We start from the raw sequence: 25,895 nt of genomic DNA, 5'->3' as shown, positions 1-25,895 counted from the left end.
CGGGTGTTCCAGCGCTGTCAGCAGATGAACAATGCACACTCGGTGAGCTTCGGCCCCTATACCTTTCATCGTGATCAACGTCTGGTCAGCAAGACCGGCCAGCCGGTGCCATTGGGTGGGCGTGCGCTGGATATCCTCGCGATACTGTTGGAGACGCCGGGGCAATTTGTCAGCAAGGACACCTTGATCGGCCGGGTCTGGCCGAACAGCGTGGTGGAAGACAATAATTTGCGCGTGCACATCGCCGCCCTGCGTCGTGCGCTGGACGGACAACGCTATATCCTCAATGAACCGCAACGCGGCTACTGCTTCGTGGCGCCGTCACCGGTGCCGTCACCGCGGCTTCGGCACAATCTGGCCGCACGGCTCAGCCCAGTGATCGGCCGCGACGAACTGCTGGGCAGCCTGGTGAGACGCCTGGGCGGCCAACGGCTGATGATGCTCACCGGCTGCGCCGGCATCGGCAAGAGCACCCTGGCACTGGCGCTGGCCGAACGGGTGTTGCCGCGTTATCGCGATGGCGTGTGGTGGCTGGACCTGGCAACTGTGCAGGCGCCGAACCGGTTGCTGGACTACCTGAGCGAAACCCTGCACCTCCAACCCTGTGTCGGCGCCCATGCACTGTGCGAGCAATTGGCCGCCCGGCAACTGTTGCTGGTGCTCGATAATGCCGATTTGTTGCTGGGCGCCTGCCGTCATCTGGTGCATACACTGCAAGCCAGGGCGCCTCAGGTGAGCGTGCTGCTGACCAGCCGCGAAACCTTGCAGGTGCCCGGCGAATGGGTGCACCACGTGCCACGGCTGGCGCTGCCGACATCGGCTGACCGGGGTGGTGTCGAGCAGGCCATGCTGTATCCGGCCCTGCAATTGTTTGTGGCGCGGGTGCGTGCCGGTCAGCAGGGATTTGTACTGCGGTCTGAGGACCTGGCGCCGTTGTGCGATATCTGCCGGCGTCTGGACGGCATCCCGCTGGCGCTGGAACTGGCGGCGGCCCAGGTTGAAGCCCTGGGAATACGCGGGTTGCAAAAGCAGTTACACAACGGCGTGCAAGTGTTAAGGCGTGGCCGACGCACGGCGGTCGAGCGCCATCAGTCGCTGACGGCGGCGCTGGATTGGACGTATCAACGCCTGAGCCTGCCGCAGCGTTGGCTGTTCCTGCAATTGGCGCTGTTCAAAAGCGCGGTGACGTTGCCGGCCTTGACCGAACTGGTGGCCGGCACTGAACTTGCGCACGCCGACCTGGCTTACCTGCTGGCACGCCTGGTCGCGATGTCTTCCCTGGTGGTCGAGCCCGGCCCCGGCCCGCGGCGCTATCGGCTGCTCAACAGTGTGCGCAGCTACGCCCTGGCGCAGCTGCGTGACCCGTTGCAGGTGGCGCGTTTGCAGCAGGGCTATGGGCATTATCTGGGGCCATTTTCAGGCCGGCCGTTTGTCCTGCAACTGGTCGAGCAGGCTGCGCACGCGGACTAGATCCTGGGTGGCATAGCCTTCGGTAAATTGCCCGTAGACCGAATTCAACAGCTCACGTGCTGCCCGCACACGGCCCTGGCTTTGCCACAGGCAAGCCAGTGAGGTCGCGCAGCGCAACTGCCAGGCCAGTGCGCCTTGCTCGTGCGCCAAGCCCAATGCCTCCAGCAGCAGCGATTCGCGCGCGCGCAGGTCGGGCAGGGCCTCGGCGCGCACCCTGAGAATCTCGGCCGTGCACCAACCGGCCGCGCCGTTTCTGGCGCGCTCAAATACCGTGTCATCTACCTGCGCGGCATTGAAGGTCACCAGTATGTCCTGAACCAGGCCCAGGCCTTGCAATGTCGCATGGGGTGCGGTGCCCTCGTAATGCCGCGCCCAGGTATGAAACAACTGCACCGAATGTTTCTGTGAGTGCTCCAGCAACAGCGCCAGCAGCGCGTGCGCCGCGCCGCTGCCACCGTTGTAGTGGGCAATCGGTACGCTGGCCAGGGCCAGGGTGTAGCAGATAGAGGTGCCGTGGTTGATCTGCAACGCCAGCTCCAGCGCCTGGTTTGCCATTCGTGCGGCCCGCTCTGGAAACCCGCGCAGCCACAGGATGCGCGCGAGCACCGTCAGCGACGCCACACTTTGGTCGTATTGCACGCCAAAGCCATGGGTGAAACGGTTGAGATGGCCGCTGTGGGCCATGCGCTGTAGTACTTGTTCGGCATTGTGCAGGGCCAGGACCTGGTTGCCCGCGAAATGCTGGGCCAGTACCCGTAAGCGCTGGGCACTCAAATCCAGCAGCGGATCGGTGCGTGGGTCGAGGCGGTCGAACTGCATGCTCTGCTCCAGCGCCTCACGGTAGCGGCCGGCACACAGGTTGACCGCCATGTGCCCGGAGACGGCTCGCAACTGGCCCCCATTGTCTTGGAGCGCTTGCGCCAGGCGCCGGGCCGCCACAAACGCGGCGATGGTCTGCGGTGCGCCGCCCAAGGCGTGATAGGACAGGCTGCCCAGGGCCAGTTGCAGTTGCATGGTCAACTGCGTGCAGGGCGCGCCCGATTGCGGCATCAGCGCCAGGGCCTGGTCTACGTACAGCCCATGTTCGCGCAGCAGCGACAACTCCTGCCACAAGGGCATGGCGCTGACCGTCAGGCGAATGCCCAGCAGGTGCGCGCCGTGTTCGCCCAAGCCCCAGTCGAGGGCGGCGCGAATGTCCTCGCGCAACGGCGCATAACGGTTGATCCACAGCTCGGTGGCAGTGAATTCCCAGTCTTCCCGCGCCTGGTCCATCAGCGCCAGACAGCGCGCCGCATGGCGTTCGCGTGTGCTGTCGAGTTCAGCTGCGTGGTCGAGCTTTTCCAGGGCATAGCTGCGGGTGACATCCAGCAGACGATAGACCATGTCATCATCGCCGGCCTCGACGTTAAGCAGCGACTTGGCCACCAGTTGGGTGATCGAACCCAGCACTTCGGCCGGTGCGATCTGCTCCCCGGCGATCACCGCCGCCGCGCTTGCCAGGCTGAACCCGCCGCGAAACACCGCGAGGCGGCGCAGGCAGATCTGTTCGCACGCGGTGAGCAGGTTAAAACTCCAATCCAGCGTGGCGCGCAAGGTTTGCTGGCGGGGCAGGTCGCTGCGCAGGCCACGGTTGAGCAGGCGCAGATTGTCCTCCATCTGCACCAGCAAACCCGGCAAGCCGAAGCGCTCGATCTGCGTGGCGACCAATTCGATTGCCAGGGGAATGCCGTCCAGGCGCTTGCAGATCTCGATCGCCAGGGGCAGTTGCGCCTCGCTGAGCTCAAAACTGTCCTGGTGCGACATGGCACGCTCGATCAGCAGTTGCAAGGCCGGGTAGCCGAGGGCCTGGGCACGGTTCCCGGTGGCGGGTGGGCAGGCCAGCGGCTCCAGGCGTTGCACGTACTCGCCCTCGGCGCGCAGGGCTTCGCGGCTGGTGGCCAAAATGTGCAGGTGTGGCAGGTGACGCAGTAAGGTTTCGCTGATCAGCGCGATGTCGTCCAGCAGGTGTTCGCAGTTGTCGATCACCAGCAGCAACTGCCGCGCGTGCAGGCTTCGGGCCAAGGTCAGCAGCGGGTCATGTTCGGTGGGTGCGAGATGGAGCAGGGCGGCCAGGTTGGGCAGGATCATTGACGGCGCGCTGAGCGGCGCCAAATCCAGCAGGTGAATGCCGTCGCGGTAATGGCCGATCAATAATTCCGCCACACGCAGCGCCACGGTGGTCTTGCCGATACCGCCCGCGCCGGTCAGGGTGATGAAACGTTGCTGCGGCAGTTGCTGCACCAGTGCGTCGATCAACACTTGGCGGCCAATCATCCGCGTACGGCGCAGCGGCAGGTTATGGCCCTGGTTGTGGGGAATACCGTCGATGGCTGTCGTCATCGGTTCAATGCTCAGGGGGGCGACAAAGCTGTAGCCGCGCTGGGCGACGGTGACGATATAGCGCTGCCCGGCCTGGCCATCGCCCAGGGCCTTGCGCAACGCGGCCATATGCACACGCAGGTTGCCGTCTTCGACCACCGTTTTGGGCCATACCCGCGTGATCAGTTCCTGCTTGCTCACCACATTGCCGGCGTGCTCCAGCAAAATCAGCAAGATTTCTAGCGCGCGTCGGCTCAGGCGCAAGGGGCGGCCAGCCTCCAGCACCAGGCGCTGGCGCGGGTGGACACGGTAGGGACCGAAATGCACGGCCTGGTCGTTGAGGTCACGCATAGTGGCCCCTGTTCAGGAAAAGAGTTTGGCCAGCATATTCCAGGCCGGTGCAGACCACTAGGCTGCAATCACCTGTGATTTTTGACGGATGTGGTGACTTCGCCAGGTCATCGGGTTCACGCCCTCGCTGCGCGTGAACATATGGCAGAAGTGCGCCTGGTCGCAGAAGCCGCATTCGACGCTGATCTGGGTCAGGCTCAGGGACGATCCGGTGATCAGTTCCTTGGCCCGCTGAATGCGTTGTTGGCGAATCCACTCCTGGGGCGACAGCCCGGTGGTGCACTTGAACGCACGGGAAAAATGGCTGCGCGACAGCGCACAGGCCTGGGCCAAGTCGGCAATTGCCAGGCTTTCGCCGAGGTTGGCGAGGATCAGTTGCTTGGCAACTCGCTCGCGCCGGGGGCACAAGCCACCGGTGACGCCAAGGCGAGGGGCACAGTCATCAAGTCGGGCCATGACAAATATCCGTAGTCGATGGGAGCGTTCCCGGTGAATGGATGCAGTGTAGACCGCTGTATTTTTGGCGCCGGGCCGTCTGGCTGGCGAGTTAATCGTTGTTAATTTCGCCAGGTGCGCGCCCGGAAAAGACAGCACAGGCATGCAATCTGCGATCTGTCCGGCATGCTTACCTGACGGCCTGATAACCGTTTGGATACCGCCATGAACCGCAACGACCTGCGCCGCGTCGACATGAACCTGTTGGTGATTTTCGAGGCGCTGATGTTCGAGAAGAACCTGACCCGGGTCGCCGAAAAGCTTTTCATGGGCCAGCCGGCCGTGAGTGCCGCGCTCGGGCGCCTGCGCGACTTGTTCGACGACCCATTGCTGCTGCGCAACGGGCGCGGCATGGAGCCCACGCCACGGGCGGTGGCGATACTCAAGGAGCTGCAACCTGCGATGGACACCATTTCAGGCGCGGTCAGCCGCGCCAAGGATTTCGACCCTTCCACCAGCTGCGCGGTGTTTCGAATCGGCCTGTCCGATGATGCCGAGTTCGGTCTGTTCCCGCCGTTGCTCAGCCAGCTGCGCGAAGAGGCACCGGGGATCATCGTGGTGGTACGCCGCGCCAATTACCTGTTGATGTCTTCGTTGCTGGCCAGTGGCGAGATTTCCGTGGGCGTCAGCTACACCACCGAACTGCCGGCCAATGCCAAGCGCAAGAAGCTGCGGGACATTCCCTGCAAGGTGCTGCGCGGCGACGACGGCGCGGCGCCGTTGACACTGGATGACTACTGCACGCGGCCCCACGCGATGGTGTCGTTCTCGGGGGACTTGAGCGGCAATATCGACCTTGACCTGGCGCGCATCGGCCGGGCGCGCAGGGTGGTGCTGGCGGTACCCCAGTTCAGCGGCTTGCGCGCACTGTTGGCGGGCACGCAAATCATCGCGACAGTGCCCGACTACGCCGCCTGTGCCTTGACCGAAGGCACGGTGCTGCGCGCCGAGGACCCGCCGTTCGCGATTGAAGCCTCGGAGCTCTCGATGGTCTGGAGCGGCGTGCATGACAACGACCCGGCGGAGCGCTGGTTGCGCTCGCGCATCAGTGAGCATATGGCGCGTGTGGCGTGAGCGCGCCAGGCGAAACAGCACAAACATCCAATTCCTGCCCCCCGTTCCCCGCCAGACTCCCCCCATCGCTTAGCTCTCCAGGGGGAATCACACCGTATGGACCCGACACCTGAAACCAGCCCCGACGAAGTCGTCACCCTGGTCGTCAAACACCTGATCAAGGCCGGCCGTGAAGCCGATTACGAGGCCTGGTTGCGGCGCATCGTACGCATCGCCGGCGAGCGCCCCGGCCACCTCGGTGTGGATGTGGTGCGCGGCAAGCAGGGTGGGCAAGCACTGTTTACCTGCGTCTTGCGCTATCGCTCCACCGACGCGCTGCAACGCTGGCTCGACTCCCCCGAACGCCTGGCGCTGATCGTTGAAGCGGCGCCGATGCTGGCCGACGGCGACAAGACCGAAATTGGTGCGGCTAATGAGTTCTGGTTCGCGCCACTGGCCGACAGCGCCGCCAAACCGCCGCGCTGGAAGCAGGCGGTGGTCAGCCTGTGCGTGATTCTGCCGCAAACCCTGCTGCTGCCGTTTATCTGGGGGCCGATCCTGCGTCTGCACCCGTTCCTGTCCAACTATGTGGTTTCCACTTTTTTGGTGACCCTGACCATTGTGTTGCTGGTGGTTTACCTGCTGATGCCGGCCGCCACCCGCCTGTTCGCTCCCTGGCTTGAAGCCTCTGTAAAGGACACCCTATGAACGCCGATCTGATTCTGTTCAATGGCCAGTTCCACACCGTGGACCGCGAAAACCCACGGGCCACTGCGGTCGCAATCCACCAGGGCCGCTTTGTCGCGGTCGGCACCGACGGCGAGGCCATGGCCCTGCGCGGCAGCGGCACCCAGGTCATCGACCTCAAGGGCCGCACCGTGATCCCCGGCCTTAACGACTCGCACTTGCACCTGATCCGTGGCGGGCTGAACTACAACCTTGAACTGCGCTGGGAAGGCGTGCCGTCACTGGCCGATGCGTTGCGCATGCTCAAGGATCAAGCCGATCGCACGCCGACGCCGCAATGGGTGCGTGTGGTGGGGGGCTGGAACGAATTCCAGTTCGCCGAAAAACGCATGCCGACCCTGGAAGAGTTGAACCAGGCCGCGCCAGATACGCCGGTGTTCGTGCTGCACCTGTATGACCGTGCCTTGCTCAACCGCGCCGCCCTGCGCGTAGCCGGTTACACCAAGGACACGCCGAACCCGCCGGGCGGCGAGATTGTGCGCGACAGCAACGGCAACCCCACCGGCATGCTGGTGGCGCGTCCCAACGCGATGATCTTGTATGCAACCCTGGCCAAGGGCCCGAAACTGCCGCTCGAATACCAGGTCAATTCGACCCGCCAGTTCATGCGTGAACTCAATCGCCTGGGCCTCACCAGCGCCATCGACGCCGGCGGTGGTTTCCAGAACTACCCCGATGACTACGCGGTCATTGAACAACTGGCCAAGGACCAACAGCTGACGGTGCGCATCGCCTACAACCTGTTCACCCAAAAGCCCAAGGAAGAACTCAGCGACTTCAAGCACTGGACCGGCAGCGTCACCCTGCACCAGGGCGACGATTACCTGCGCCACAACGGCGCAGGCGAGATGCTGGTGTTTTCGGCGGCGGACTTCGAAGATTTCCTTGAGCCACGCCCCGACCTGCCGTTGACCATGGAGCAGGAACTGGAACCGGTGGTGCGCCATTTGGTTGAGCAGCGCTGGCCGTTCCGGTTGCACGCCACGTACGACGAATCCATCTCGCGCATGCTCGATGTGTTCGAGAAGGTCAACCGCGACATTCCGTTCAATGGTCTGCCGTGGTTCTTCGACCACGCCGAAACCATTACGCCGAAAAACATCGAGCGCGTCCGGGCCTTGGGCGGTGGTATCGCGATCCAGGACCGCATGGCGTTCCAGGGCGAATATTTTGTCGAGCGCTACGGCGCCAAGGCCGCCGAAGCCACGCCACCGATCAAGCGCATGCTGGCCGAAGGCGTGCCGGTAGGGGCGGGCACCGACGCCACGCGGGTCTCGAGCTACAACCCCTGGACTTCGCTGTACTGGATGGTCAGCGGCCGCACCGTCGGCGGCCTGGAGCTGCACGCCGAAGGCCTGCCGCGCCTCACCGCGCTGGAGTTGTTCACCCACGGCAGCGCCTGGTTCTCCTCGGAGCAGGGCAAGAAGGGCCAGATCAAGGTCGGCCAGTTGGCGGATGTGGCGGCACTCTCGGCGGACTTCTTCAGCGTCGATGAAGAAGCCATCAAATGGATCGAGTCGGTACTGACCGTGGTCGGCGGCAAGGTGGTGTACGGCGCCGGCGACTTCGAAGATTTCGCCCCGCCCCAAGTACCGGTGCTGCCGGACTGGTCGCCGGTGGTCAAGGTGCCGGGGCACTGGCGCCCAGGTTCACCGGTGCAAGCGCAAGTACACCACTGCAGCGGACCGTGCGGCGTGCATGCCCACGGCCATGAAAAAGCGCGGCTCTCCAGCGTACCGGTCAGCGATTTCCAGGGTTTCTGGGGCGCGTTTGGTTGCTCGTGCTTTGCCTTCTGATTTTAAAAACACCCAAAGGAGTTCACCCATGACTTACAAGCGCTTGAACAAAGATGACGCCGTTGTATTGCTGGTCGATCACCAGACCGGCCTGATTTCCCTGGTGCAAGACTTCTCTCCGAACGAGTTCAAGAACAACGTGTTGGCCCTGGCCGACGTGGCCAAGTTCTTCAACCTGCCGACCATCCTCACCACCAGTTTTGAAAGTGGCCCTAACGGTCCGTTGGTTCCGGAACTCAAGGCGCTGTTCCCGGACGCGCCTTACATCGCCCGCCCTGGCCAGATCAACGCGTGGGACAACGAAGATTTCGTCAAGGCCGTCAAGGCCACCGGCCGCAAGCAGATCATCATTGCCGGCGTGGTAACGGATGTGTGCGTCGCGTTCCCGACCCTGTGCGCCCTCGCTGAAGGCTTTGAGGTGTTCGTGGTGACCGACGCCTCGGGTACCTTCAACGAAACCGTGCAACAAGCCGCTTGGGCACGCATGACGGCCGCCGGCGCACAATTGGTGAACTGGTTCTCTGTCGCCTGTGAACTGCAAGTTGACTGGCGCAACGACATGGAAGGCCTGGCCAACCTGCTGTCGCCGCGCATTCCGAACTACCGTAACCTGATGAACAGCTACTCGGCGTTTACGGCCAAGTAAGCTGCGTTTGAAGGGGTAGATTAACCCTGTAGGAGGGGGCAAGCCCCTCCTGCATTTGATTGTGTCGTAGCGGCTGACAGGCTATAAACCAGCCAAATGTCCACCGAGAAGCGACAATGAACCCCTTCGAAGACATGCGCCTGTTTTGCCAGGTCATGGAGTCCGGCAGCTTCACCGCCGCCGCCGAGCAACTCGGCCTGTCCAAGCAGTTCGTCAGCCGCCGCCTTATCCAGTTGGAAGACCGCCTCGGCGTGCGCCTGCTCAACCGCTCCACGCGTCGGCTGGACGTCACGCCACTGGGCCAGAGTTATTACGAATCCGCTTTGCGCCTGCTCGGTGAAGTCGAGCAAGTGGAGCAGGGCATCGCCGGCCAGAACAGCGAACCGCGGGGCACGATTCGGCTCAGCGCGCCGTTGTCGTTTGCCATGGCCCATCTGGGCTGCCTGTTGCCGCAGTTCCTGCAACGCCACCCGCAGGTGTCGGTGGAAGTTGACTTGAGTGATCGCCCGGTGGACCTGATCGGCGAGGGCTACGACCTGGTCTTGCGCATCGGCACGCTGGAAGACTCAACCCTGATTGCCCGGCGCATCGCCAGTGTGCAGCGAGTGTATTGCGCCAGCCCTGACTACCTCGCCGCCAAGGGTACGCCGCTCAGGCCTGAAGACCTGGCCGACCACGACTGCCTGCCCTACGGCCATGGCCGCCAAGTGCAATGGCGCTTCAAAGGCAAGTTGCAGGCGCTCAGCGTCAGTGGACGCATGCGCGTAAACAATGGCGAGTTGCTGCGCGACACTGCGATCGCCGGGTTGGGCGTGACCTACCTGCCGACTTTTATTGTTGCCGAGGCGTTGAAAGACGGGCGCTTGGTAACCCTGCTGGACGACTTCGCCCCCGAAGCCCTGACCCTGTCGGCGGTGTACCCGCAGCACCGGCAAAGTTCGCGGCCAGTGCAGGCGCTGGTGGAGTTTTTGCGCGAACGCCTGGCCAGCGGTTGCTGACCCACACGCATCTATTGTGAAGACTGGCTTATGTGGGAGCTGGCTCCCACACATATTCAAGGGGCGACAAGATTGGCCAACGTTGAACCTTGCACATACCGCTGCAGATTCGCCAGGAACGTGTCGGCAATCTCCTGCTGGCTGTTGGTCGAAATCGCCGAGGTATGCGGCGACAACCGCACCCGCGCATGGCTGTACAACGGGTGGCCCTGCGGCAGTGGCTCAGGCTCGGTCACATCCAGCGAGGCCAGGCCGATCTGACCGTTATCCAGGGCTTCCAGCAGGGCCTCCTGATCCAGCAAACCACCGCGCGCAATATTGATCAGGTGCAATCCCGGCTTGGCGCTGCCGAGCACATCACGGTCGACAATATGCCGCGTGGCCTCGGTGAGCGGCGCCGCCAGCACCAGGTGGTCGGCGCGGGCAAACAGGTCGTGGATGTCCTTGGCGGCCTCAACATGGTCCACCTCAAAGGGTGCCTGGCTCTGGCGCAGCGCAACCACGTTGATCCCCAAGGCCTGGGCTTTTTGCGCCAGGCTCTTGCCGATCGCACCAAAGCCGAGAATGCCCAATGTGCTGCCCTTGAGCGGGCGCAGCGCGGTGAATGTCCACTGGGCATCCTTCACCCAGATAGCCGGCAAATGCTTGGCCGCCGCAAAGATCGCCGCCAGGGCGAACTCGGCAAGGTTATCGGCCGCACTGCCCCGTGAGGTGGTCACCGGCGGGCCGTTGAACAGCCACTGCGGGTAGAAATCGATGCCCGACGACACCAGGTGTACCCACTGCGCGCCATACGGCCAGCCCGGCGGCGGAGTATCGGGCGCGGTGTAGCCGCGCACATTGATAGGGCGCAGCAGCAGGATATTGGCCTGGGGCGGCAGGTCGCTGGGTACACCGGCCGGCACGCCGATCACCTGGGCATGGGGGTGGATCGAGGCAAGGCGTTCGCGCAATACCTGGTTGTAATCTTCGTCCAGCTGGCTGGCGATAATCACCTGACTCATGAGCGTTCCTTATTCATTGTTGCGCACGTTGAGCGAACACCGCTTTACCCACACCTTGCAGCACCGCGTCGTTCTGCGGCGTATGCACGCGGCTGCACAGCACGTCGCGGTAATGCCGTTGCAGCGGGCTATGGCGCGACAGGCCAGGGTTGCCCGAGGCTTCGATGGCCAGCTCCACGGCGCGGATCGCATTGCCGGTCACCAGGTATTTAAGCTGCGCCGCATTGGCGGCTGGCGTGTGGCCCTGGGCGGCGGCCTCGAGCAGGCTGCGGTTGGCAAACAGCAGGGTGTCGATATGGCCGACGGTTTCCTGAAAACGCGGCAGGCTCGACAGCGCGGCGCCGAGGTTGGACGGCTTGCGCTGCTCCAGCCAGTTCACCAGCCAGTCCCGCGCCGCCTGGGCCACGGCGTCGTACACCGACGACAGCAGCACCGACATCCACAGGAACCCCTCGCCATCCAGCTCAGGTTGCGGTGCGCTCCAGGGGCTGACGCTGACGGCATGGTCCAGCGGCACCAGGACATTATCGAGCACCACTTCGTGGCTGCAGGTGGCGCGCATGCCCAGATGGTCCCAGGTGTCGATGATGCTCACGCCGGGGCTGTTTTTCGGCACCAGCCAGGCGCCCACCAGCGGGTCGGCATCATCACTGCGCGCCCACACGCTGAACCAGCTCAGGCCGTGGCTGCCGGTGGAGTAAATCTTGCGGCCGCTGATGCGCCAGCCGTCGGCGGTGCGCACCGCCGTGGTCGCCGGCAGCCCGCCACGGGCCGGGGTGCCCAGGTCAGGTTCGACGCGCAGCGCATTGATCAATGCACCGTTGCGCACGGCGTCTTCGGCGACCTGCACGCGCAGGTGCTGCGGCCAGGTTTTGCTGTCTTGCAGGCGTGTGTGTTGCAGGTACTGCATCACCAGAATCAGCGCGGTAGACGGCTCGCCCCTGGCAATCGCGCTGATGGCCTTGCGCGCCTGCGCCAAGCTTGCGCCACCCCCACCCAGGGCCTTGGGCACGGTGAGGGCGACCAGGCCATGTTCATGCAGCCGCGTGAAGTTGGCGTGGGGGAAGGCGCCGCTTTCGTCATACAGGTGCGCGCTGCTGGCCAGCTCGGCGCTGAGGTGTTCGAGCAGGGCGTCGAATTGCGCCGGCCCGTGTGGGAGCTGGCTTGCCTGCGAAGGCGGTGTATCAGCCACCCGCAATGCAGGCCCGCAGACCGCTATCGCAGACAAGCCAGCTCCCACCTTGGCTAGTCGGTTGAGAGGTTCACTCATGCCAGCGCTTCCTGTTGCACTTCAACTTCGCTGTACCGATTGGTCGGCACCTCCAGCCCCAGGTTGTCGCGCAAGGTCTGGCCGCTGTATTCGCTGCGAAACAGCCCGCGTTGTTGCAGCACCGGCACCACCAGTTCGGTGAAGTACTGCAAGCCATCGGGCAGTACCGAGTTGATGATGAAGCCGTCGCTGGCGCCGGACTCGAACCAGGTTTGGATGGAATCGGCAACCTGCTCCGGAGTACCGACAAACTCGCGCTTGGGCCGCGAAAAACGCAAGGCCACTTCGCGCAGGGTCAGGCCTTCGTCCCTGGCCAGTTGCTTGATACGGTCAGAACCGCCTTTCTGGCTGTTGCTGCCCAGGTCGCCAAGCTCCGGGAAGGGTTCGTCCAATGGGTATTGGCTGAAGTTGTGGTCGTTGAAGGGGCGGCCCAGCGCCACAATCGCATCTTCGACGGTGACCAGATCCACGGCCTGCTGATAGCGGCTTTCCACCTCGGCGGCATCGCGCCCGACAATCGGACGAATGCCCGGCAAAATCGACAGGCTGCCCGCATCACGGCCAAAACCCTTGGCGCGGCGTTTCAAATCAGCCGAGTAAGCCTTGGCTTCTTCGAGCGTCTCAACATGCACAAAAATCGCATCGGAATGCTCAGCGGCAAAGTTGCGCCCATCTTCAGAGGTGCCCGCCTGGAAAATCACCGGCTGGCCCTGACGCGAGCGGGCGATGTTCAGCGGGCCTTTGACCGAGAAAAACTCGCCCTTGTGGTTCAGCGCGTGCAGCTTGTCGGGGGTGAAAAATTCGCCGCTCTGCTTGTTGTAGGCAAAGGCGTCGTCTTCCCAGGAATCCCACAGGCCCTTGACCACGTTCAAGTGTTCCTTGGCGATGCGGTAGCGCACGGCGTGGGGCGGGTGCTCGGCTTTGCCGAAGTTGTCGGCGGTGCCGCTCAGCCAGGAGGTGACCACGTTCCAGCCGGCGCGGCCGCCGCTGATATGGTCCAAAGAGGCGAACTGGCGCGCCACCTGGTAGGGCTCGGTGTAGCTGACGGTCACGGTGGCGACCAGGCCGATGTGGGTGGTCAACGCGGCAAGGGCCGAGAGAAGGGTCAGCGGCTCGAAACGGTTGAGGTAGTGCGGGCTGGATTTGGCGTGAATGTGCAGGCTGTCGGCGATAAACACGAAGTCGAACTTGGCGCTTTCGGCCAACTCGGCCTGCTGTTTGTAGAAGCCAAAGTTGGTACTGGCATTCGGTTGCGCCTGCGGATGGCGCCATTCGCCCCAGCCGTGACCGACACCGTGGACCATAGCGCCCAGTTTCAGATGACGTGGCGTGCTCATGTGCGGCTCCTTGCTTAGCGCGATGCTTGGGAAGTGGGAAAACGTTCGGCGTTAAAGCTGGTGTCGAAACCCAGGGATACGTCGATGCGCTTGGGCAACAGGCCTTCTTGCTGATAGGTGTCGGCGGTGGCTTGCAAGCCCTTGATCACGCTGTCGTCAATCACCACGGGGTTCAGTTGCGTGTCTTTGGCCACCTCCAGGTGCACCGCCAAGGGCAGGCCGGTAATTTTGGCTTGGGCAGCGGCGTATTCATCCGGGTGTGTGTTGGCCCAGGCGTAGGCACGGTCGACGCGGGCCACGAAGTCATCCAGTTGCGGGCGTTTGTTGGCGATGGCCTGGCTGGTGGCGGCGAAATACAGGTGGTTGCTCAACAACTGTTTGCCGCTGACCAGGACGCGGGCGTGGCTTTGTGAGGTGACCACCGTGGTGTAGGGATCCCAAGTGGCCCAGGCATCAACGGTGCCGTTATCGAGTACCAGCCGGGATTCAGCGGGCAGCAGGAAAATGAATTGCACATCCTTGCTCGTCAGGCCTGCGCTGGCCAAGGCCCGGATCGCCAGGTAGTGCCCGATGGAGCCGCGTCCGGTGACAATTTTTTTGCCCCTGAGGTCGGCGGCCGTCTTGATCGGCGAGTCCTTGGGCACCACCAGGGCGGTGGTGTTGCGCCCTTCGGCGTGGATGATGCTGACCACCTTGAGCGCGGCACCGGCGCCCAAGGCGAACACATACGGCGCGTCGCCGAGGGCGCCAATATCGACGGCGCCCGCGTTCAGGGCTTCGCCCAGCGGCGAGGCGGAAGGGAACTCCGACCACTGGATTTGATAGGGCACGTTGTTGGTTTCGCCCGAGGCTTCCAGCAATGCCTTTATCGTGGATTTCTGGTTGGCCACGCGTAGCGGTTGCAGATCGGCGGCGTGTGCAGTGCTGATCAGGCCGAGGGCCAGGGCGCTGCTCAGCAGCAGGTGTTTGAAGGGCGTGCTAAAGACCATGATGGATAAATCCCAGGCAAATTGAAAAAGTGTGGGTTACCTCCGCCTGGCAAGGGGTCGGTGCGGCCTGCCCCGGTGTGGGGCAGGCGTGAAGGTGGTTCAGATCACGTAGAAACCGTGGGTGCCATCGCGCGCCAGCTGGTCGACCAGGCCGAATTCCCAGTCCAGATACGCCTGCATGGCTTCCTTCGGGCTGTCGGTGCCTTCGTACGGGCGGCGATAGCGGTCGATACGCGGTGACGCGAGATGGGTTTCGCCTTCTTCCAGCGGTAGCTTCTCGGCGATCCAGTTAAGCGTGCCCCCTTGCAGCAGGAATACCGGCTTGCCGGTGATGGCTTCGACTTCGGCGACCGCCAGGCGCGCCAGTTGGCTGGTGCCGCAGGTCAGCACATAACGTTCGGCAGGCGTCACCTTGGCCAGGGCGTTGGCCAATTGCGCACGCAAGACCCAGAAGGCACCGGGGATATGGCGTTTGACGTAGTTGGCGCTGGGGGTGAAATCCAGCACCGCCGTGTCGCCATGGGGCAGCCACTCGGCAAGGGTGTGGGGGCTGATCAGTTCGGCCTGCAAGGGTGCCGGGACCGGCGCTACCCAGGCGCCTTGTTCGCTGAAGTTCGCCGCTTGCAGGTCGTCCAGCACGTACACCTCCCAGCCCAATTGCGCGAGCCATGAGGCGGACATGTTCGCCCGCACGCCGTCGTCATCGGCCAGCACCAGGCGCGCTCCGCGCACGCTGGCCACATGGTCGGTTTCCTGCACCAGCTGGCCGCCGGGTGTGGAGCGCGCGCCCGGCAGATGGCCGGCTTCGAATTCCTCCGGCGTGCGCACATCGAACAGGTAGGTGGTGCGGGTCGGCTCCTGCTGCCAGCGTTGCAGGTCGTTAAGTGTGGCGCGGCCGACGCGTGCTTTGTCGGCGACGCGGCGTGCGTCTGCGGCGGCGATTTGACGGTGTTCTTCCGATGTCGGCGCAAAGCGGCGCGCTTGGCCATGGGCGAGTTTCTGCCCGGCCAGGGTCCAGCCGATAGTGCCGTTACGCAGTGCCGACACCGGGTTGGCGATGCCTGAGTTGATCAGCGACTGCGTGCCGATAATGCTGCGGGTGCGCCCGGCGCAGTTGACGATGATACGGGTGGCCGGGTCCGGTGCCAGTTCACGGGCGCGTAGCACCAGTTCGGCACCCGGCACACTGATGCCGGTAGGAATGCTCATGGTCTGGTATTCGTCGAAGCGGCGCGCGTCGAGCACCACCACATCGGCCTGGCTGTCGAGCAGCGCCTGCACTTCTTCGGCGGCCAAGGAGGGCGTGTGGCGCTCGCTCTCAACCAACTCGCCGAAGGCTTTGCTCGGTACGTTGACGTCGATAAACAGCTCGCCACCGGCACGGCGCCAACCGTCCAGGCTACCTTCGAGCAAGCTGACCTGGGTGTAGCCCAACGCAACCAGGCGTGCGGCGGCACGTTCGGCCAACCCTTCGCCATTGTCATAGACCGTCACTTGGGTATCGCGACGGGGAATGCGCGCATACACCTCCAGCTCCAGCTTGGACAGCGGGATATTCGCAGCGAACAGCGGGTGCGACTCGGCAAAGGGCGCTTCTTCGCGCACGTCGACCAAGGCGACTTCTTCACGGTCCAACAGGGCCTGGCGAATCTGGGCGAAGCTGCGGTTCGATACGGTGGTCATAGGGCAGGGCTCTTTTCTTTGGACAAATCCCAGATGTTCGGGAGGTAGGCGTTGGAATAACCGGAGATAAACAGTTTCTCGCTGCCGTCGGGCTGATACACCGCACGGCGCACGGCACCAATATTGGCGCCGTACACGTGAATACTGATCGACACCTGGTCGCTGTGGGCATTGCTGACCTGATGGATATCGCCGATTTTGGGCGACACCGCCTCAACCTGGCCGGGCAGCAGTTGAACCGGTGTGCCTTCGGCCACCAGGCTGCCATCGGGCGCACGCTCAAAACCCTGGGAGAACTCCGCACCACGCAACATGCCGATCAGGCCCCACACCCGATGGTCGTGAATCGGCGTGCGCTGGCCCGGCCCCCAGACAAAGCTGACGATGCTGAAACGCTGGCGCGAATCGGCATGCAGCAAAAATTGCTGGTAGCGCTCGGGATCCGGTTGGGCGTACTCGTCGGGCAGCCAGTCGTCATGGCTGACCAGTTGCGCCAACAGCTTGCCGCCACGGTGCAACAGGTCGCCTTCGCGCGGGTTGCCGTCGATCAGTTCCGCCAGGGCGCCTATAAAGGCTCTGAGTCTTTCGGGGTGTCGGGACTGGGTCATGGCAATTCCATCATGGCGGTTATGGGGATGGCTTGATGGGTTTATATAAGCATAATGTTTATAGTTAATATGCTATTTTTTAATGATTAGCTTATAGCTTTAGGTAATTTAGAACCGGTCTGAATAGCGTTAGACGTTATCGATCACAGCGCAGGCTATCCAGACCGCCGTGTGGCAACTATGCTTGCCACACATCTTAATGACTGTTCTCTATGTGCGGCCCAAATGAAAATTGACGATATCGATGCCTTTGTCGAAGTGATTCGTTGCCAGTCCATCAGCCACGCCGCCGAGTCGTTGCAGTTGACTCAACCGGCCATCACCCGCCGCGTGCAGAACTTCGAGCAGGCGCTGGGCGTGGAGCTGTTCGACCGCAACACCAAGCCGCTCAAACCTACGCTGATCGGCACGCGGGTGTATGAACAATGCCGGTTGATCCTGCGCGAGATGGATGCCCTGCGTGAGCTGGTGGCCACCGATGCGCCGCCCACCGGCGTGTTGCGCCTGGGCGTGCCGCAGACCATCGGCGATGTGGTGCTGCTGGATGCGCTCAAGCACTTGCGCAGTGAATACCCCGACTTGCGCGCCCAGGTCGCCACCGGTTGGGGCAGCCAATTGGTCGGCAAGATCGAGCGCGGCGAGCTGGATGCGGCGGTGGCGTTGTTCCCGGCGGGCAAGATCTTCCCGGACAACATTGTCGGCGAGTCCATCGGCAAGATGGAGTTGGTGGTGGTGTGTGCCAAGGCACAGTTGCCGAAAAAGCCCTGCAAGTTGGCTGATGTGTACCAGGGCGGCTGGATTCTCAACCCGGATGGCTGTGGTTTTCGTGCCGGGTTGCAGCGCACCTTGTCCGACCAGGGTTTGGCGCTGCGAGTGAACCTGGAAACCTTTGGCACTGAGTTGCAACTGGGCCTGGTGGCGGACGGCCTGGGCCTGGGGCTGGTGCCGCGGCCGCTGCTGGAGCGCAGTGCGCACCTTGAGCAACTGGCGGTGGTGCCGCTCAAGGACTTCAAACCGGTGATGGATTTGTGGCTGATCTACCCGCACTTCCTGGGCAACCTGCAAGGGCCGGTGGATGCGTTTGGGACGCTGGTGGCGGCCTCTTTACACAAGATTCGCAACGCTGCGTGAGTGCAGACTGATCGTTCCCACGCTCTGCGTGGGAATGCCTCCTGTGACGCTCTGCGTCACGCTTTGGGACGCGGAGCGTCCAGGGCTGAATTCCCACGCGGAGCGTGGGAACTATCTATGTGGTAGCTGATTTTTTATAAAAAAAAATAATAATTAGCTTAGATTAAAATGTGCTTTTTATTATTTTTGGCCATCCCCTAGGCTGACTGGAAGTCCTTAAGGCCATCCAGGAAGTTTTGCCATGAGCAGTGTCACCTCGATTTCCAGCGTTTCCAGCAATGTCCGCCAGCGCGTCACGCCAGAAGAGTGGGAGGTGCGCGTCAAGCTGGCGGCGGCCTATCGGCTGGCGGCGCTGTACAAATGGACAGACCACATCTATACGCACTTCTCCGCCCGCGTGCCGGGGCCGGATGAGCATTTCCTGATCAACGCCTACGGGCTGTTGTTCGATGAAATCAACGCCTCCAACCTGGTCAAGGTCGACCTCGATGGCACGATTGTCGACGACCCGACCGGCCTGGGTATCAACTACGCAGGTTACGTGATCCACAGCGCCATCCACGGCGCGCGTCATGACCTGCAAGCGGTGCTGCACACTCACACCCGCGACGGCATTGCGGTGTCGGCACAGAAGGATGGCCTGCTGCCGATCTCCCAGCACGCCATCGCGTTCTCCGGGCGCGTGGCGTACCACGGTTATGAAGGCGTGGCGTTGGACCTGGATGAGCGCGAGCGCTTGGTGGCTGACCTGGGCGATAAGAGTGTGATGATTTTGCGTAACCATGGGCTGTTGACTGCCGGTATCAGCGTGGAACACGCCTTCCAGCAACTGCAAGGGCTGGAGCGCGCGTGCAATATCCAGATCGCGGCGCAGGCAGGCGGCAATGCCGAGCTTGTCTTCCCGCCGGCAGAGGTGGTGGCCAAGGTGGAGGAGCAGGCCAAGGTGTTCAGCAATGGCGCAGGGCCGGGTGTGGCGCGGCATTGGAATGCGTTGATTCGGCAGTTGGAGCGTACGGATACCGACTACAAAAACTGAACTTGAAACCACTGAAGATCAAAAATGTGGGAGCGGGCTTGCTCGCGAATGCGGTGGATCAGTCAATATTTGCGTTGACTGACCCGCCGCATTCGCGAGCAAGCCCGCTCCCACATGGGTTGTGTGGTGTTCTTTAGTTAGGCGACCTGTTTGGCTTGTTCGCGCTCGGCGACCAGCTGGCGGGTCAGTGGGATCAGCTGCTTGCCGTAGTCGATTGCGTCGTTGAGCGGGTCGAACCCGCGTATCAGGAAGGTGGTGATGCCCAGGTCGTAGTAGTCCAGCAATGCCTGCGCGACTTGTTCGGCGGTGCCGACCAATGAAGTGGAGTTGCCCTGCGCGCCCAGCAACTCGGCGATCCCGGTCCATAGGCGCTTATCCAGGCGCGAACCTTGCGCTGCCGCTGCCAGCAAGCGGCGCGAGCCTTCGTTGGGTGGTTCGCGGCGCACAAAGCCCTGCTTGTCAGCCAGTGCGGTCGCCTGTTGCAGGATTGTCTCGGCACGTGCCCAGGCCAGCTCCTCGGTTTGCGCGAGGATCGGGCGCAACGACAAGCTGAAGCGAATCGTGCGCCCGTGCTTGGCCGCTTCTGCGCGCACCTGGGTCACCACTTCGCGCACCTGCTCGTAGGTTTCACCCCACAGCGCATACACGTCGGCATGTTTGCCGGCCACCGCAATCGCGGCCGCGGAAGAGCCGCCGAAGTACAGCGGGATATGCGGTTGCTGCGGCGACTTCACCGTCGAGTGCGCGCCTTCGACCTGGTAGTAGGTGCCTTTAAAATCGAAAGGCTGCTCGTGGGTCCATTCCTGGCGCACCACGCTGAGGTATTCGTCGGTGCGTGCGTAACGTTCGTCCTTGCCGATATGGCTGCCATCGGCACGCAGTTCACGGTCATCGCCGCCGGTGATGATATGCACGGCCGTGCGCCCGCCGTTGAACACGTCCAGGGTCGCGAACTGGCGAGCGGCCAGGGTCGGCTGGGCAAAACCTGGGCGATGGGCGATCAGGAACTGCAGCTTTTGGGTCACGCTGGCGGCATGCGCGGCGATCAGCGTGCTGTCCGGGCTGTTGGAATGAAACGCCACCAACGCGCGGTCGAAGCCGGCCGCTTCGTGGGCGCGGGCCACGGTTTCGACGTAGTCCGGCTGCAGGGTAGGGCCGCTGCGCGGGTGAATCTCGGAAGCGTGATGGCCGCCGATGTAACCGATAAATTCGATGCTCATGGTCTGTCCTTGTCGATTGCGCGATTAACACCTCCTCCGGGCGTGGGGTCGGTCACTCGGGTCAAAAGTAAGGGCCGTGGCGGGGTCTGTAAAATGCCTGTTGGTTCTAACCTAATTATAAAAAGCAGAATTATCATGCGTAAATTTTATTAAAGCTGTGCACTCAATGTGGCGAGCCTGCTCCCCACAGAACAGTGCGCTAAAGACTCAAACGGATCTCGGCGCACAAGCCGCCTTCAACCCGATTGCTCAAGGTCAGCGTGCCGCCGATCGCCACCGCCAGTTGCTGGGCAATCGCCAACCCCAGCCCGGTGCCGCCGGTGCCGCGATTGCGTGAGCTTTCTACCCGGTAGAACGGCTGCAGCACCTGCGCCAATTCGTCTTCGGCAATTCCGGGGCCTTGGTCCAACACCTTGATCGACAACTGCCCATTGGCTGTCGAGCCGACTTCCAGCTCGGCGTTGCCGGCGAATTTAAGGGCGTTGTCCACCAGGTTCACCAACACGCGGCGCAGCGCGTGGGGGCGGGTGTCGAGGATCAGCGCGCTTTTGCCGCGCAGGCTGACCTGCTTTTGCATGTCCTGATAGTCAAACACCAGGCTGTCGAGAAAGGCGTCCAGGTCAATGCGGTGGCTGGCCTCGGTGGCGCCGTGAACGCTGCGCGCATACGCCACGCCTTCACGTACCAGGTGCTCCATTTCGCTCAGGTCGCTCCACAGTTTTTCGCGGTCGGCGCTGTCGTCCATAAACTCGGCGCGCAGTTTCATGCGGGTGATCGGCGTTTGCAGGTCATGGGAAATCGCGGCGAGGATCTGCATGCGTTCCTTGAGGTATTCGGCAATGCGCTGTTGCATGGCATTGAACGCCGCGGCGGCATGCGCGACTTCACTCGGGCCGGTTTCGTCCAGGGGGGTGGGGTGAGCGTTCGGGTCGAGGGTTTCGACCGCACGGGCCAGGCGTGTCAGCGGGCGCACGGCCAGGCGCACCGCGACCCAGGTGCAGCCGAGCAGCAGCGCCAGTTGCAGCACCAGCACCACCGGCAACCAATAGGCTACGGGCAGGGCGGCGGGGCGTACGTCGAGGGTGATCGGGTTGCCATCGGCCAGGGTCAGGTGCACCTGGAAGTGTTTCTGGATGCCTGGAATATCGCGAAAGGTCAGGGCGTAATGCTCGCCCAGTGCGTCCGCAATCGAGGTGGCGGCCATTGGCACATCGTTGCTAGTCATCGGTTCACCGGCCTCGCCGGCGTTGAGCAAGTACCGGTAATTCTGCCGGTCGAGACGCGCCAGCCAACTGGCGCGTTCGTTGGCGGGCAGGCGGTCGAGGATGGCCACCGAGGTGGACACGTCGTTTTCCAGGTTGCCGAGCATCACCGTGCGCGCACTGATATAGCGCTCGTAGAACTGCGCACTGAATGACAACCCATGGGCACACACCAGGCTGATCAGAAAAATCAGCGACAGTTGGGACGCCAGTGTGCGCGGCCAGCCAAACCGCCATGGCCTCATTGCTCGGCCCCGAGGATTTGCACCGGCAGTGAAAACACATAACCCTCGCTGCGCACGGTCTTGATATAGGCCGGTTCGCGGGCGTCATCCAGCAAGCGTTGGCGCAAGCGGCTCACCAGCAGGTCGATGGAGCGATCGAACAAGTCGGCGTCACGCCCCTGGGTCAGGTTCAGCAATTGGTCGCGGTTGAGTACGCGCTGCGGGTGGTCGAGAAACACCCGCAACAGACGGTATTCGGCGCCGCTGAGTGCCACCAGGGTGTCGTCCTCGTCGAGCAGGTGGCGGGCGGTGGTGTCCAGGCGCCAGCGACCAAAGCGGATCAGCCGCCCGGTTTCACTCACTATCAGGTTCGGTGGCAGCATGCGTGTGCGGCGCAATATCGCATTGATGCGTGCGAGCAATTCACGCGCGGCGAAAGGCTTGACCAGGTAATCATCGGCGCCCATTTCCAGGCCGATGATGCGGTCGGTTTCATCGTTGCGCGCCGTGAGCATCAGCACCGGCGTGGCCTTGTGCTTGCCCACCCGCAGTTCGCGGCACAGCTGCAAGCCGTCGTCGCCGGGCATCATGATATCCAGCACGATCAAGTCCACGGGGGTAGTGTCGAGGAAGCTGCGCATCTGGCGGCCGTCGGCGACTACGGTGGTGCGCATGCCGTTTTTCTTCAGGTAATTGCCCACCAGTTCGCGGATTTCCCGGTCGTCATCGACGATCAGGATGTGATCGACATGATCCATGCTGCCTTCCTCGTTAAATGCTCTTGGCCGCAGTCTAGCCATCGCCGCAGCCTTTGCCTTGTGCGCTTTGTATTGCAGTGTATCTGGCGCTGACCAGATACACGGCGAAGCAAAAATCAGTGGCGCACGGCCTTGAGCAACAGCGCCTCGAACACCCGCTGGGCGCGCGGCTCATCAGTGTGGGCGACATTGAAGCGCATCGAATTGAGGTGCGCCGGGTCGTAGCCGAACAGCGCGCCCGGCGCCAGCACCAGGCTGCGTTTCAACGCCTCCTGGGCCAGCAGTTCACCGTTTACGCCCTTGGGCAGGCGCGCCCAGATAAACATCCCGCCTTCATACGCCATCGGCAGCTCGCAGCCACAGCGCTTGAGCCATTGTTCGACGCGCCCGCCGGACTCCATCAAACGCTGGACCATACGCTTGCGGTGCTTGGCGTAGCTGCCTTCGCTGAGCATGCGGTAGACGATCTGCTCGAACAGCTCCGAGGTCACGCCGCCGCTCATCAGCTTCATGTTGGTGAGGTTGGCGGCCAATTGCGGCGCGGCCACCACGTAGCTGACGCGGGTGTTGGCGCTGAGGATCTTGGAGAACCCGCAAAGGTAGGTGACCTGATCCAGCCCGGCGAGGGCGGCCAGGCGCGGCGGCGGGTTGGGGTGCAGGTCGCCGTAGAGGTCGTCCTCGACGATATGGCAATGGTACTGCTGGGTCAGTTGCAGCAAGCGAAACGCCTGGCCGGGGCTGAAGGAATGGCCGGTGGGGTTATGCAGCACGCTGGTGGTCAGGTACAGGCTGGGGCGATGCTCGGCCAGCAGCTGTTCGAGGGCAGTAAAGTCAAAACCGTCGGGGCGCCGCTCGATGGTCACCACTTTGACCCCGTGCAGGGCCAGGTTGGCGTGGAAGTTGAAGTAGCACGGCGCGTCCAGCAGCACCGTGTCGCCGGGGCGTGCGAGCAGGCGCATGAGCATGTCCAGGCCCTGCACGGTGTTGGGCGTGGTGATGATCTGTTCCACCGGCACCGACAAGCCTTCGCCGTGCAGCTTCTGTTGCAGGGCCTGGCGCAAGGGCAGCAACCCGGCCGGCGTGCCCAGGCCGGCGATGCGCAGTGACGGCGCACGCACCACGCTGCGCATCGTTTGGCGGATGGCCTCGCCGTTCAACCAGTCCTCCGGCAAGTGCCCGCCACCGGGGCGCAGCTCGCCGCTGGCGGTGACCAGCGGGCGGCGCAGCACGCTGAGCAGGTCTTGGGGCAGCAGGTCGACCCAGGTCGCGGCGGCCGGGCGTGCGGTTTCCATCGCCACAAAATAGCCGCGGCCCTGGCTTGAGGTCAGCAGGTGGCGCCCGCGCAGGCGGTCCAGTGCTTCGTTGAGGGTGAACTTGCTGACGCCCAGGGTCTGGGTCAGCTCACGCACCGACGGCAACTTGCTGCCGGGTGCCCATTCACCGGCCTCGATGGCCTGGCTGAAGGCGTCGACGATCTGCTGCACCTTGGGCGTGCCTTCCACAAAAGCGATGGCGGATACAAACATAAACCTTCCTTGTCTTTGCCGGTGCTTTTACCGGTGAAGTTAGGCCGGATTAGGCACCACTTTACCTGCCTTGTGCAATGACGCTGCCCTAGACTGCGCGCCATCTCGCCGGAAACTGGCGAAGTTTCTTACACGCGAGCAATGGATTTCGCATTCTCATGAAGACTTATATGTGCGCCCCCTGCGGTTTTATGTACGTAGAAGAATTGGGTATTCCGGAGGACGGAATCCCGGCCGGCACCCCTTGGGAAGAAGTGCCGGAAGACTGGACATGCCCTGACTGCGGTGTGACCAAGGCCGACTTTATGGCCATTGAACTCTAATCCTCCATCAACGAAAGGAATCGCTCCATGGAAAGCAAACTGATCAACCCCACCGTGCCGTTCTGTACCGGCGTGGCGCACCAGAAATACCTCAGCGCCGAAAAAGGCCTGCAAACCGCTATCGAGGGTGATTGCACCCATTGGTACATCGACGGCAGCCTGTTCGGCGAGATGGTCGATGACTGGACCGATGCACGCATTGAGAGCCTGCAGGCGCACATCGCGGCCAGTGGCGTCACGCCGATCTTCCACGGCAACTTCAAGGCGCCGCTGGGCAGTGACGTCGAGGCGTTCCGCGCAGCGGCGGTGGACTACGTGAAAAAAGAGATTGATATCGCCAGCCGCCTCGGCGCGCCGTTGATCATCCACGGCGGCTGCATCGTTGAGCCAAAAATGGTGCTGATGGCCAAGAAAGTTGCGCTGGAACACTACCTCAAGTCGGTACAGGAACTGGCGAGCTACGCCGAGGCCAAGGGCACGGATATCTACCTGGAGAACCTGTCCAACTACGTCAACTACCGGCCGTTCCACTACATCTTTACCCATGAGGCCGAATACGCGTTTGTGTTCGAGCGCTTGAAGGCCCATGGCAACGTGTACTTCTTCCTGGATGCGGGCCACGCCAACATCGAGAACGGCCTGCCGGCCGACGTGGTGCGCAAGTATCACCACTTGATCAAGGGCATTTCTTTCAGCAACAACAATGGCGTGCAGGATCAGCACTTCGGCATTCATGACGGCAACTGTGATTACGCCGACGTGGTGCAGGCCATCGTTGAAACCAACTGGAAGGGCCTGGTGGCGTTCGAAACCCGCAACCAGACCGCGAAGGCCGCCCTGGCCGACCTGGCGCTGATGTACCGTGAATCCCTGACCACTGAAATTGCCGTTGCCTGACAGGCGCAGGGGCGTGCGTTTCAAGCGCGCCCCGTTGTTGTTTTTACCATTCCAAGGTTCTGGCCCATGACAAGTGCGTTAACGCTGTCTTCGTTTCTCTACTTCCTGCTGTTTTGCGCCACCATGACCTTCAGCCCCGGCCCCATGACCCTGTTGCTGCTAAGCCTGGGCTTGAAGGACGGCTTGCGCAGTTCGATCCCGGCGCAGATCGGCGCCAGTGTGTCCTACCTGATTTCCATCCTGATCTTTGCCGTGGGCTTTTCGGAACTGATCAAGGGCAACCTCGCCATTACCCAGACCATCCAGTTCGTCGGTGTGGCCTATATTCTGTACCTGGCCTACAAGCAGTGGACCAGCAGCGGCGTGTCGATCAACCAGGGCGGCGCCGTGGAAGGCTCGCGCAGCCTGTTCGGCAAGGGGTTGCTCACCGGGTTTTCCAACCCCAAGACCATCATCATGTTCAGCGCCGTGTTCCCGCAGTTTGCAGGCGCAGGCGAGCACAGCTCGGCGGCGGATATCGCCATCCTCGGGTTGACGTTTCTGACCCTGCAGTTTGCCAGCGGCTGCCTGTACTGCTATTTCGGCCAGCGCATCAAGCACGTGCTGGAAAACCCCAAGCGCCGGGTGCTGTTGCAGCGGATCACGGCGGTGCTGCTATTGGGTGTTGCGTTGATGCTGGCGCGCGGGTTTTCGCACTGAAGTATTAGCAGGTA

At 62.7% G+C, this 25,895-nt stretch carries 23 protein-coding genes; 11 read left to right on the top strand and 12 right to left on the bottom strand.

All coding sequences use genetic code 11. The annotated features are described in order from the left end of the window. Nucleotides 1-24 precede the first annotated feature (24 nt). Nucleotides 25-1,470, top strand: a complete 1,446-nt coding sequence (locus AB4P96_RS20225; RefSeq protein WP_236461720.1) for a winged helix-turn-helix domain-containing protein — start codon at nucleotides 25-27, stop codon at nucleotides 1,468-1,470. Here AB4P96_RS20225 and AB4P96_RS20220 read toward each other — a convergent pair. Next, nucleotides 1,417-4,179, bottom strand: coding sequence for a winged helix-turn-helix domain-containing protein (locus tag AB4P96_RS20220; protein WP_099547766.1), 2,763 nt, complete (start codon nucleotides 4,177-4,179; stop codon nucleotides 1,417-1,419). The two genes, AB4P96_RS20225 and AB4P96_RS20220, sit on opposite strands and share 54 nt — an antisense overlap. Before the next feature lie 57 nt (nucleotides 4,180-4,236). Beyond that, nucleotides 4,237-4,635: a helix-turn-helix domain-containing protein gene (locus tag AB4P96_RS20215; RefSeq protein ID WP_017137753.1), complete on the bottom strand. Its 399-nt coding sequence runs from the start codon at nucleotides 4,633-4,635 to the stop codon at nucleotides 4,237-4,239. Nucleotides 4,636-4,839: 204 nt separating this feature from the next. On the opposite strand from AB4P96_RS20215, the gene AB4P96_RS20210 reads away from it, so the two are divergent. The 5 genes from AB4P96_RS20210 (at nucleotide 4,840) to AB4P96_RS20190 (ending at nucleotide 9,914) form a co-directional block, all read left to right on the top strand. Then, nucleotides 4,840-5,748, top strand: coding sequence for a LysR substrate-binding domain-containing protein (locus AB4P96_RS20210; RefSeq protein WP_017137754.1), 909 nt, complete (start codon nucleotides 4,840-4,842; stop codon nucleotides 5,746-5,748). 96 nt (nucleotides 5,749-5,844) lie between these two features. Further along, on the top strand, nucleotides 5,845-6,435 hold the full coding sequence (locus AB4P96_RS20205) for an antibiotic biosynthesis monooxygenase (protein ID WP_236461726.1): 591 nt from the start codon (nucleotides 5,845-5,847) through the stop codon (nucleotides 6,433-6,435). Beyond that, nucleotides 6,432-8,270 carry an amidohydrolase gene (locus tag AB4P96_RS20200; protein ID WP_056857894.1) on the top strand — a complete coding sequence of 613 codons (1,839 nt, stop codon included), beginning with the start codon at nucleotides 6,432-6,434 and terminating at the stop codon, nucleotides 8,268-8,270. Before AB4P96_RS20205 ends, AB4P96_RS20200 begins: the two co-directional genes overlap by 4 nt. A gap of 28 nt (nucleotides 8,271-8,298) precedes the next feature. Next, nucleotides 8,299-8,916, top strand: a complete 618-nt coding sequence (ycaC, locus tag AB4P96_RS20195) for an isochorismate family cysteine hydrolase YcaC (RefSeq protein WP_017137757.1) — start codon at nucleotides 8,299-8,301, stop codon at nucleotides 8,914-8,916. Between the two features lie 116 nt (nucleotides 8,917-9,032). Further along, complete coding sequence (locus AB4P96_RS20190) at nucleotides 9,033-9,914, top strand: LysR family transcriptional regulator (RefSeq protein ID WP_176991948.1); 882 nt, start codon at nucleotides 9,033-9,035, stop codon at nucleotides 9,912-9,914. Nucleotides 9,915-9,970: 56 nt separating this feature from the next. On the opposite strand, the gene AB4P96_RS20185 is transcribed toward AB4P96_RS20190, so the two are convergent. From AB4P96_RS20185 to AB4P96_RS20160, 6 genes are all read right to left on the bottom strand, one after another. Continuing rightward, nucleotides 9,971-10,918: a D-isomer specific 2-hydroxyacid dehydrogenase family protein gene (locus AB4P96_RS20185; protein ID WP_138454135.1), complete on the bottom strand. Its 948-nt coding sequence runs from the start codon at nucleotides 10,916-10,918 to the stop codon at nucleotides 9,971-9,973. Between the two features lie 13 nt (nucleotides 10,919-10,931). Beyond that, nucleotides 10,932-12,188 carry an acyl-CoA dehydrogenase family protein gene (locus AB4P96_RS20180; protein ID WP_236461728.1) on the bottom strand — a complete coding sequence of 419 codons (1,257 nt, stop codon included), beginning with the start codon at nucleotides 12,186-12,188 and terminating at the stop codon, nucleotides 10,932-10,934. After that, nucleotides 12,185-13,525: an LLM class flavin-dependent oxidoreductase gene (locus AB4P96_RS20175; protein ID WP_395599993.1), complete on the bottom strand. Its 1,341-nt coding sequence runs from the start codon at nucleotides 13,523-13,525 to the stop codon at nucleotides 12,185-12,187. The genes AB4P96_RS20180 and AB4P96_RS20175 overlap by 4 nt, the downstream gene beginning before the upstream one ends. A gap of 14 nt (nucleotides 13,526-13,539) precedes the next feature. Continuing rightward, the gene (locus AB4P96_RS20170) at nucleotides 13,540-14,514 is read right to left on the bottom strand and encodes an ABC transporter substrate-binding protein (protein WP_236461735.1); all 975 of its coding nucleotides are present in this window, start codon (nucleotides 14,512-14,514) and stop codon (nucleotides 13,540-13,542) included. Nucleotides 14,515-14,613: 99 nt separating this feature from the next. Then, entirely contained in the window at nucleotides 14,614-16,197 is a 1,584-nt protein-coding gene (locus tag AB4P96_RS20165; RefSeq protein WP_236461738.1) for a rhodanese-related sulfurtransferase, read from the bottom strand. Continuing rightward, nucleotides 16,194-16,805, bottom strand: coding sequence for a cysteine dioxygenase (locus tag AB4P96_RS20160; RefSeq protein WP_017137764.1), 612 nt, complete (start codon nucleotides 16,803-16,805; stop codon nucleotides 16,194-16,196). The genes AB4P96_RS20165 and AB4P96_RS20160 overlap by 4 nt, the downstream gene beginning before the upstream one ends. Before the next feature lie 225 nt (nucleotides 16,806-17,030). Here AB4P96_RS20160 and AB4P96_RS20155 point away from each other — a divergent pair, with 225 nt between their 5' ends. After that, nucleotides 17,031-17,936: a LysR family transcriptional regulator gene (locus AB4P96_RS20155; protein ID WP_017137765.1), complete on the top strand. Its 906-nt coding sequence runs from the start codon at nucleotides 17,031-17,033 to the stop codon at nucleotides 17,934-17,936. A 241-nt stretch (nucleotides 17,937-18,177) separates the two neighbouring features. Beyond that, complete coding sequence (locus tag AB4P96_RS20150) at nucleotides 18,178-18,972, top strand: class II aldolase/adducin family protein (RefSeq protein ID WP_099547773.1); 795 nt, start codon at nucleotides 18,178-18,180, stop codon at nucleotides 18,970-18,972. Between the two features lie 137 nt (nucleotides 18,973-19,109). Here the strand turns inward: AB4P96_RS20150 and AB4P96_RS20145 are convergent, their stop codons facing one another. From AB4P96_RS20145 to AB4P96_RS20130, 4 genes are all read right to left on the bottom strand, one after another. Continuing rightward, nucleotides 19,110-20,192, bottom strand: a complete 1,083-nt coding sequence (locus tag AB4P96_RS20145) for an LLM class flavin-dependent oxidoreductase (protein WP_017137767.1) — start codon at nucleotides 20,190-20,192, stop codon at nucleotides 19,110-19,112. 199 nt (nucleotides 20,193-20,391) lie between these two features. After that, nucleotides 20,392-21,699 carry an ATP-binding protein gene (locus AB4P96_RS20140; RefSeq protein WP_017137768.1) on the bottom strand — a complete coding sequence of 436 codons (1,308 nt, stop codon included), beginning with the start codon at nucleotides 21,697-21,699 and terminating at the stop codon, nucleotides 20,392-20,394. Beyond that, the gene (locus AB4P96_RS20135) at nucleotides 21,696-22,436 is read right to left on the bottom strand and encodes a response regulator (RefSeq protein ID WP_395599992.1); all 741 of its coding nucleotides are present in this window, start codon (nucleotides 22,434-22,436) and stop codon (nucleotides 21,696-21,698) included. The genes AB4P96_RS20140 and AB4P96_RS20135 overlap by 4 nt, the downstream gene beginning before the upstream one ends. Nucleotides 22,437-22,552: 116 nt before the next feature. Further along, nucleotides 22,553-23,962, bottom strand: coding sequence for a PLP-dependent aminotransferase family protein (locus tag AB4P96_RS20130; protein ID WP_017137770.1), 1,410 nt, complete (start codon nucleotides 23,960-23,962; stop codon nucleotides 22,553-22,555). A gap of 158 nt (nucleotides 23,963-24,120) precedes the next feature. On the opposite strand from AB4P96_RS20130, the gene AB4P96_RS20125 reads away from it, so the two are divergent. The 3 genes from AB4P96_RS20125 to AB4P96_RS20115 all read left to right on the top strand — a co-directional run bounded on the left by AB4P96_RS20125 (nucleotide 24,121) and on the right by AB4P96_RS20115 (nucleotide 25,881). Then, complete coding sequence (locus AB4P96_RS20125; protein ID WP_016968943.1) at nucleotides 24,121-24,285, top strand: rubredoxin; 165 nt, start codon at nucleotides 24,121-24,123, stop codon at nucleotides 24,283-24,285. A gap of 27 nt (nucleotides 24,286-24,312) precedes the next feature. Continuing rightward, nucleotides 24,313-25,182 carry a sugar phosphate isomerase/epimerase gene (locus AB4P96_RS20120; protein ID WP_099547775.1) on the top strand — a complete coding sequence of 290 codons (870 nt, stop codon included), beginning with the start codon at nucleotides 24,313-24,315 and terminating at the stop codon, nucleotides 25,180-25,182. A gap of 66 nt (nucleotides 25,183-25,248) precedes the next feature. Then, on the top strand, nucleotides 25,249-25,881 hold the full coding sequence (locus AB4P96_RS20115) for a LysE family translocator (RefSeq protein ID WP_017137772.1): 633 nt from the start codon (nucleotides 25,249-25,251) through the stop codon (nucleotides 25,879-25,881). Nucleotides 25,882-25,895: the final 14 nt, after the last annotated feature.

Origin of the sequence: Pseudomonas sp. B19125, assembly GCF_044218855.1 — a bacterium.
Taxonomy (GTDB): domain Bacteria; phylum Pseudomonadota; class Gammaproteobacteria; order Pseudomonadales; family Pseudomonadaceae; genus Aquipseudomonas; species Aquipseudomonas edaphica.
The sequence above is the reverse complement of the archived record's forward strand: the minus strand, read 5'-3'. Positions and strand labels throughout refer to the sequence as shown.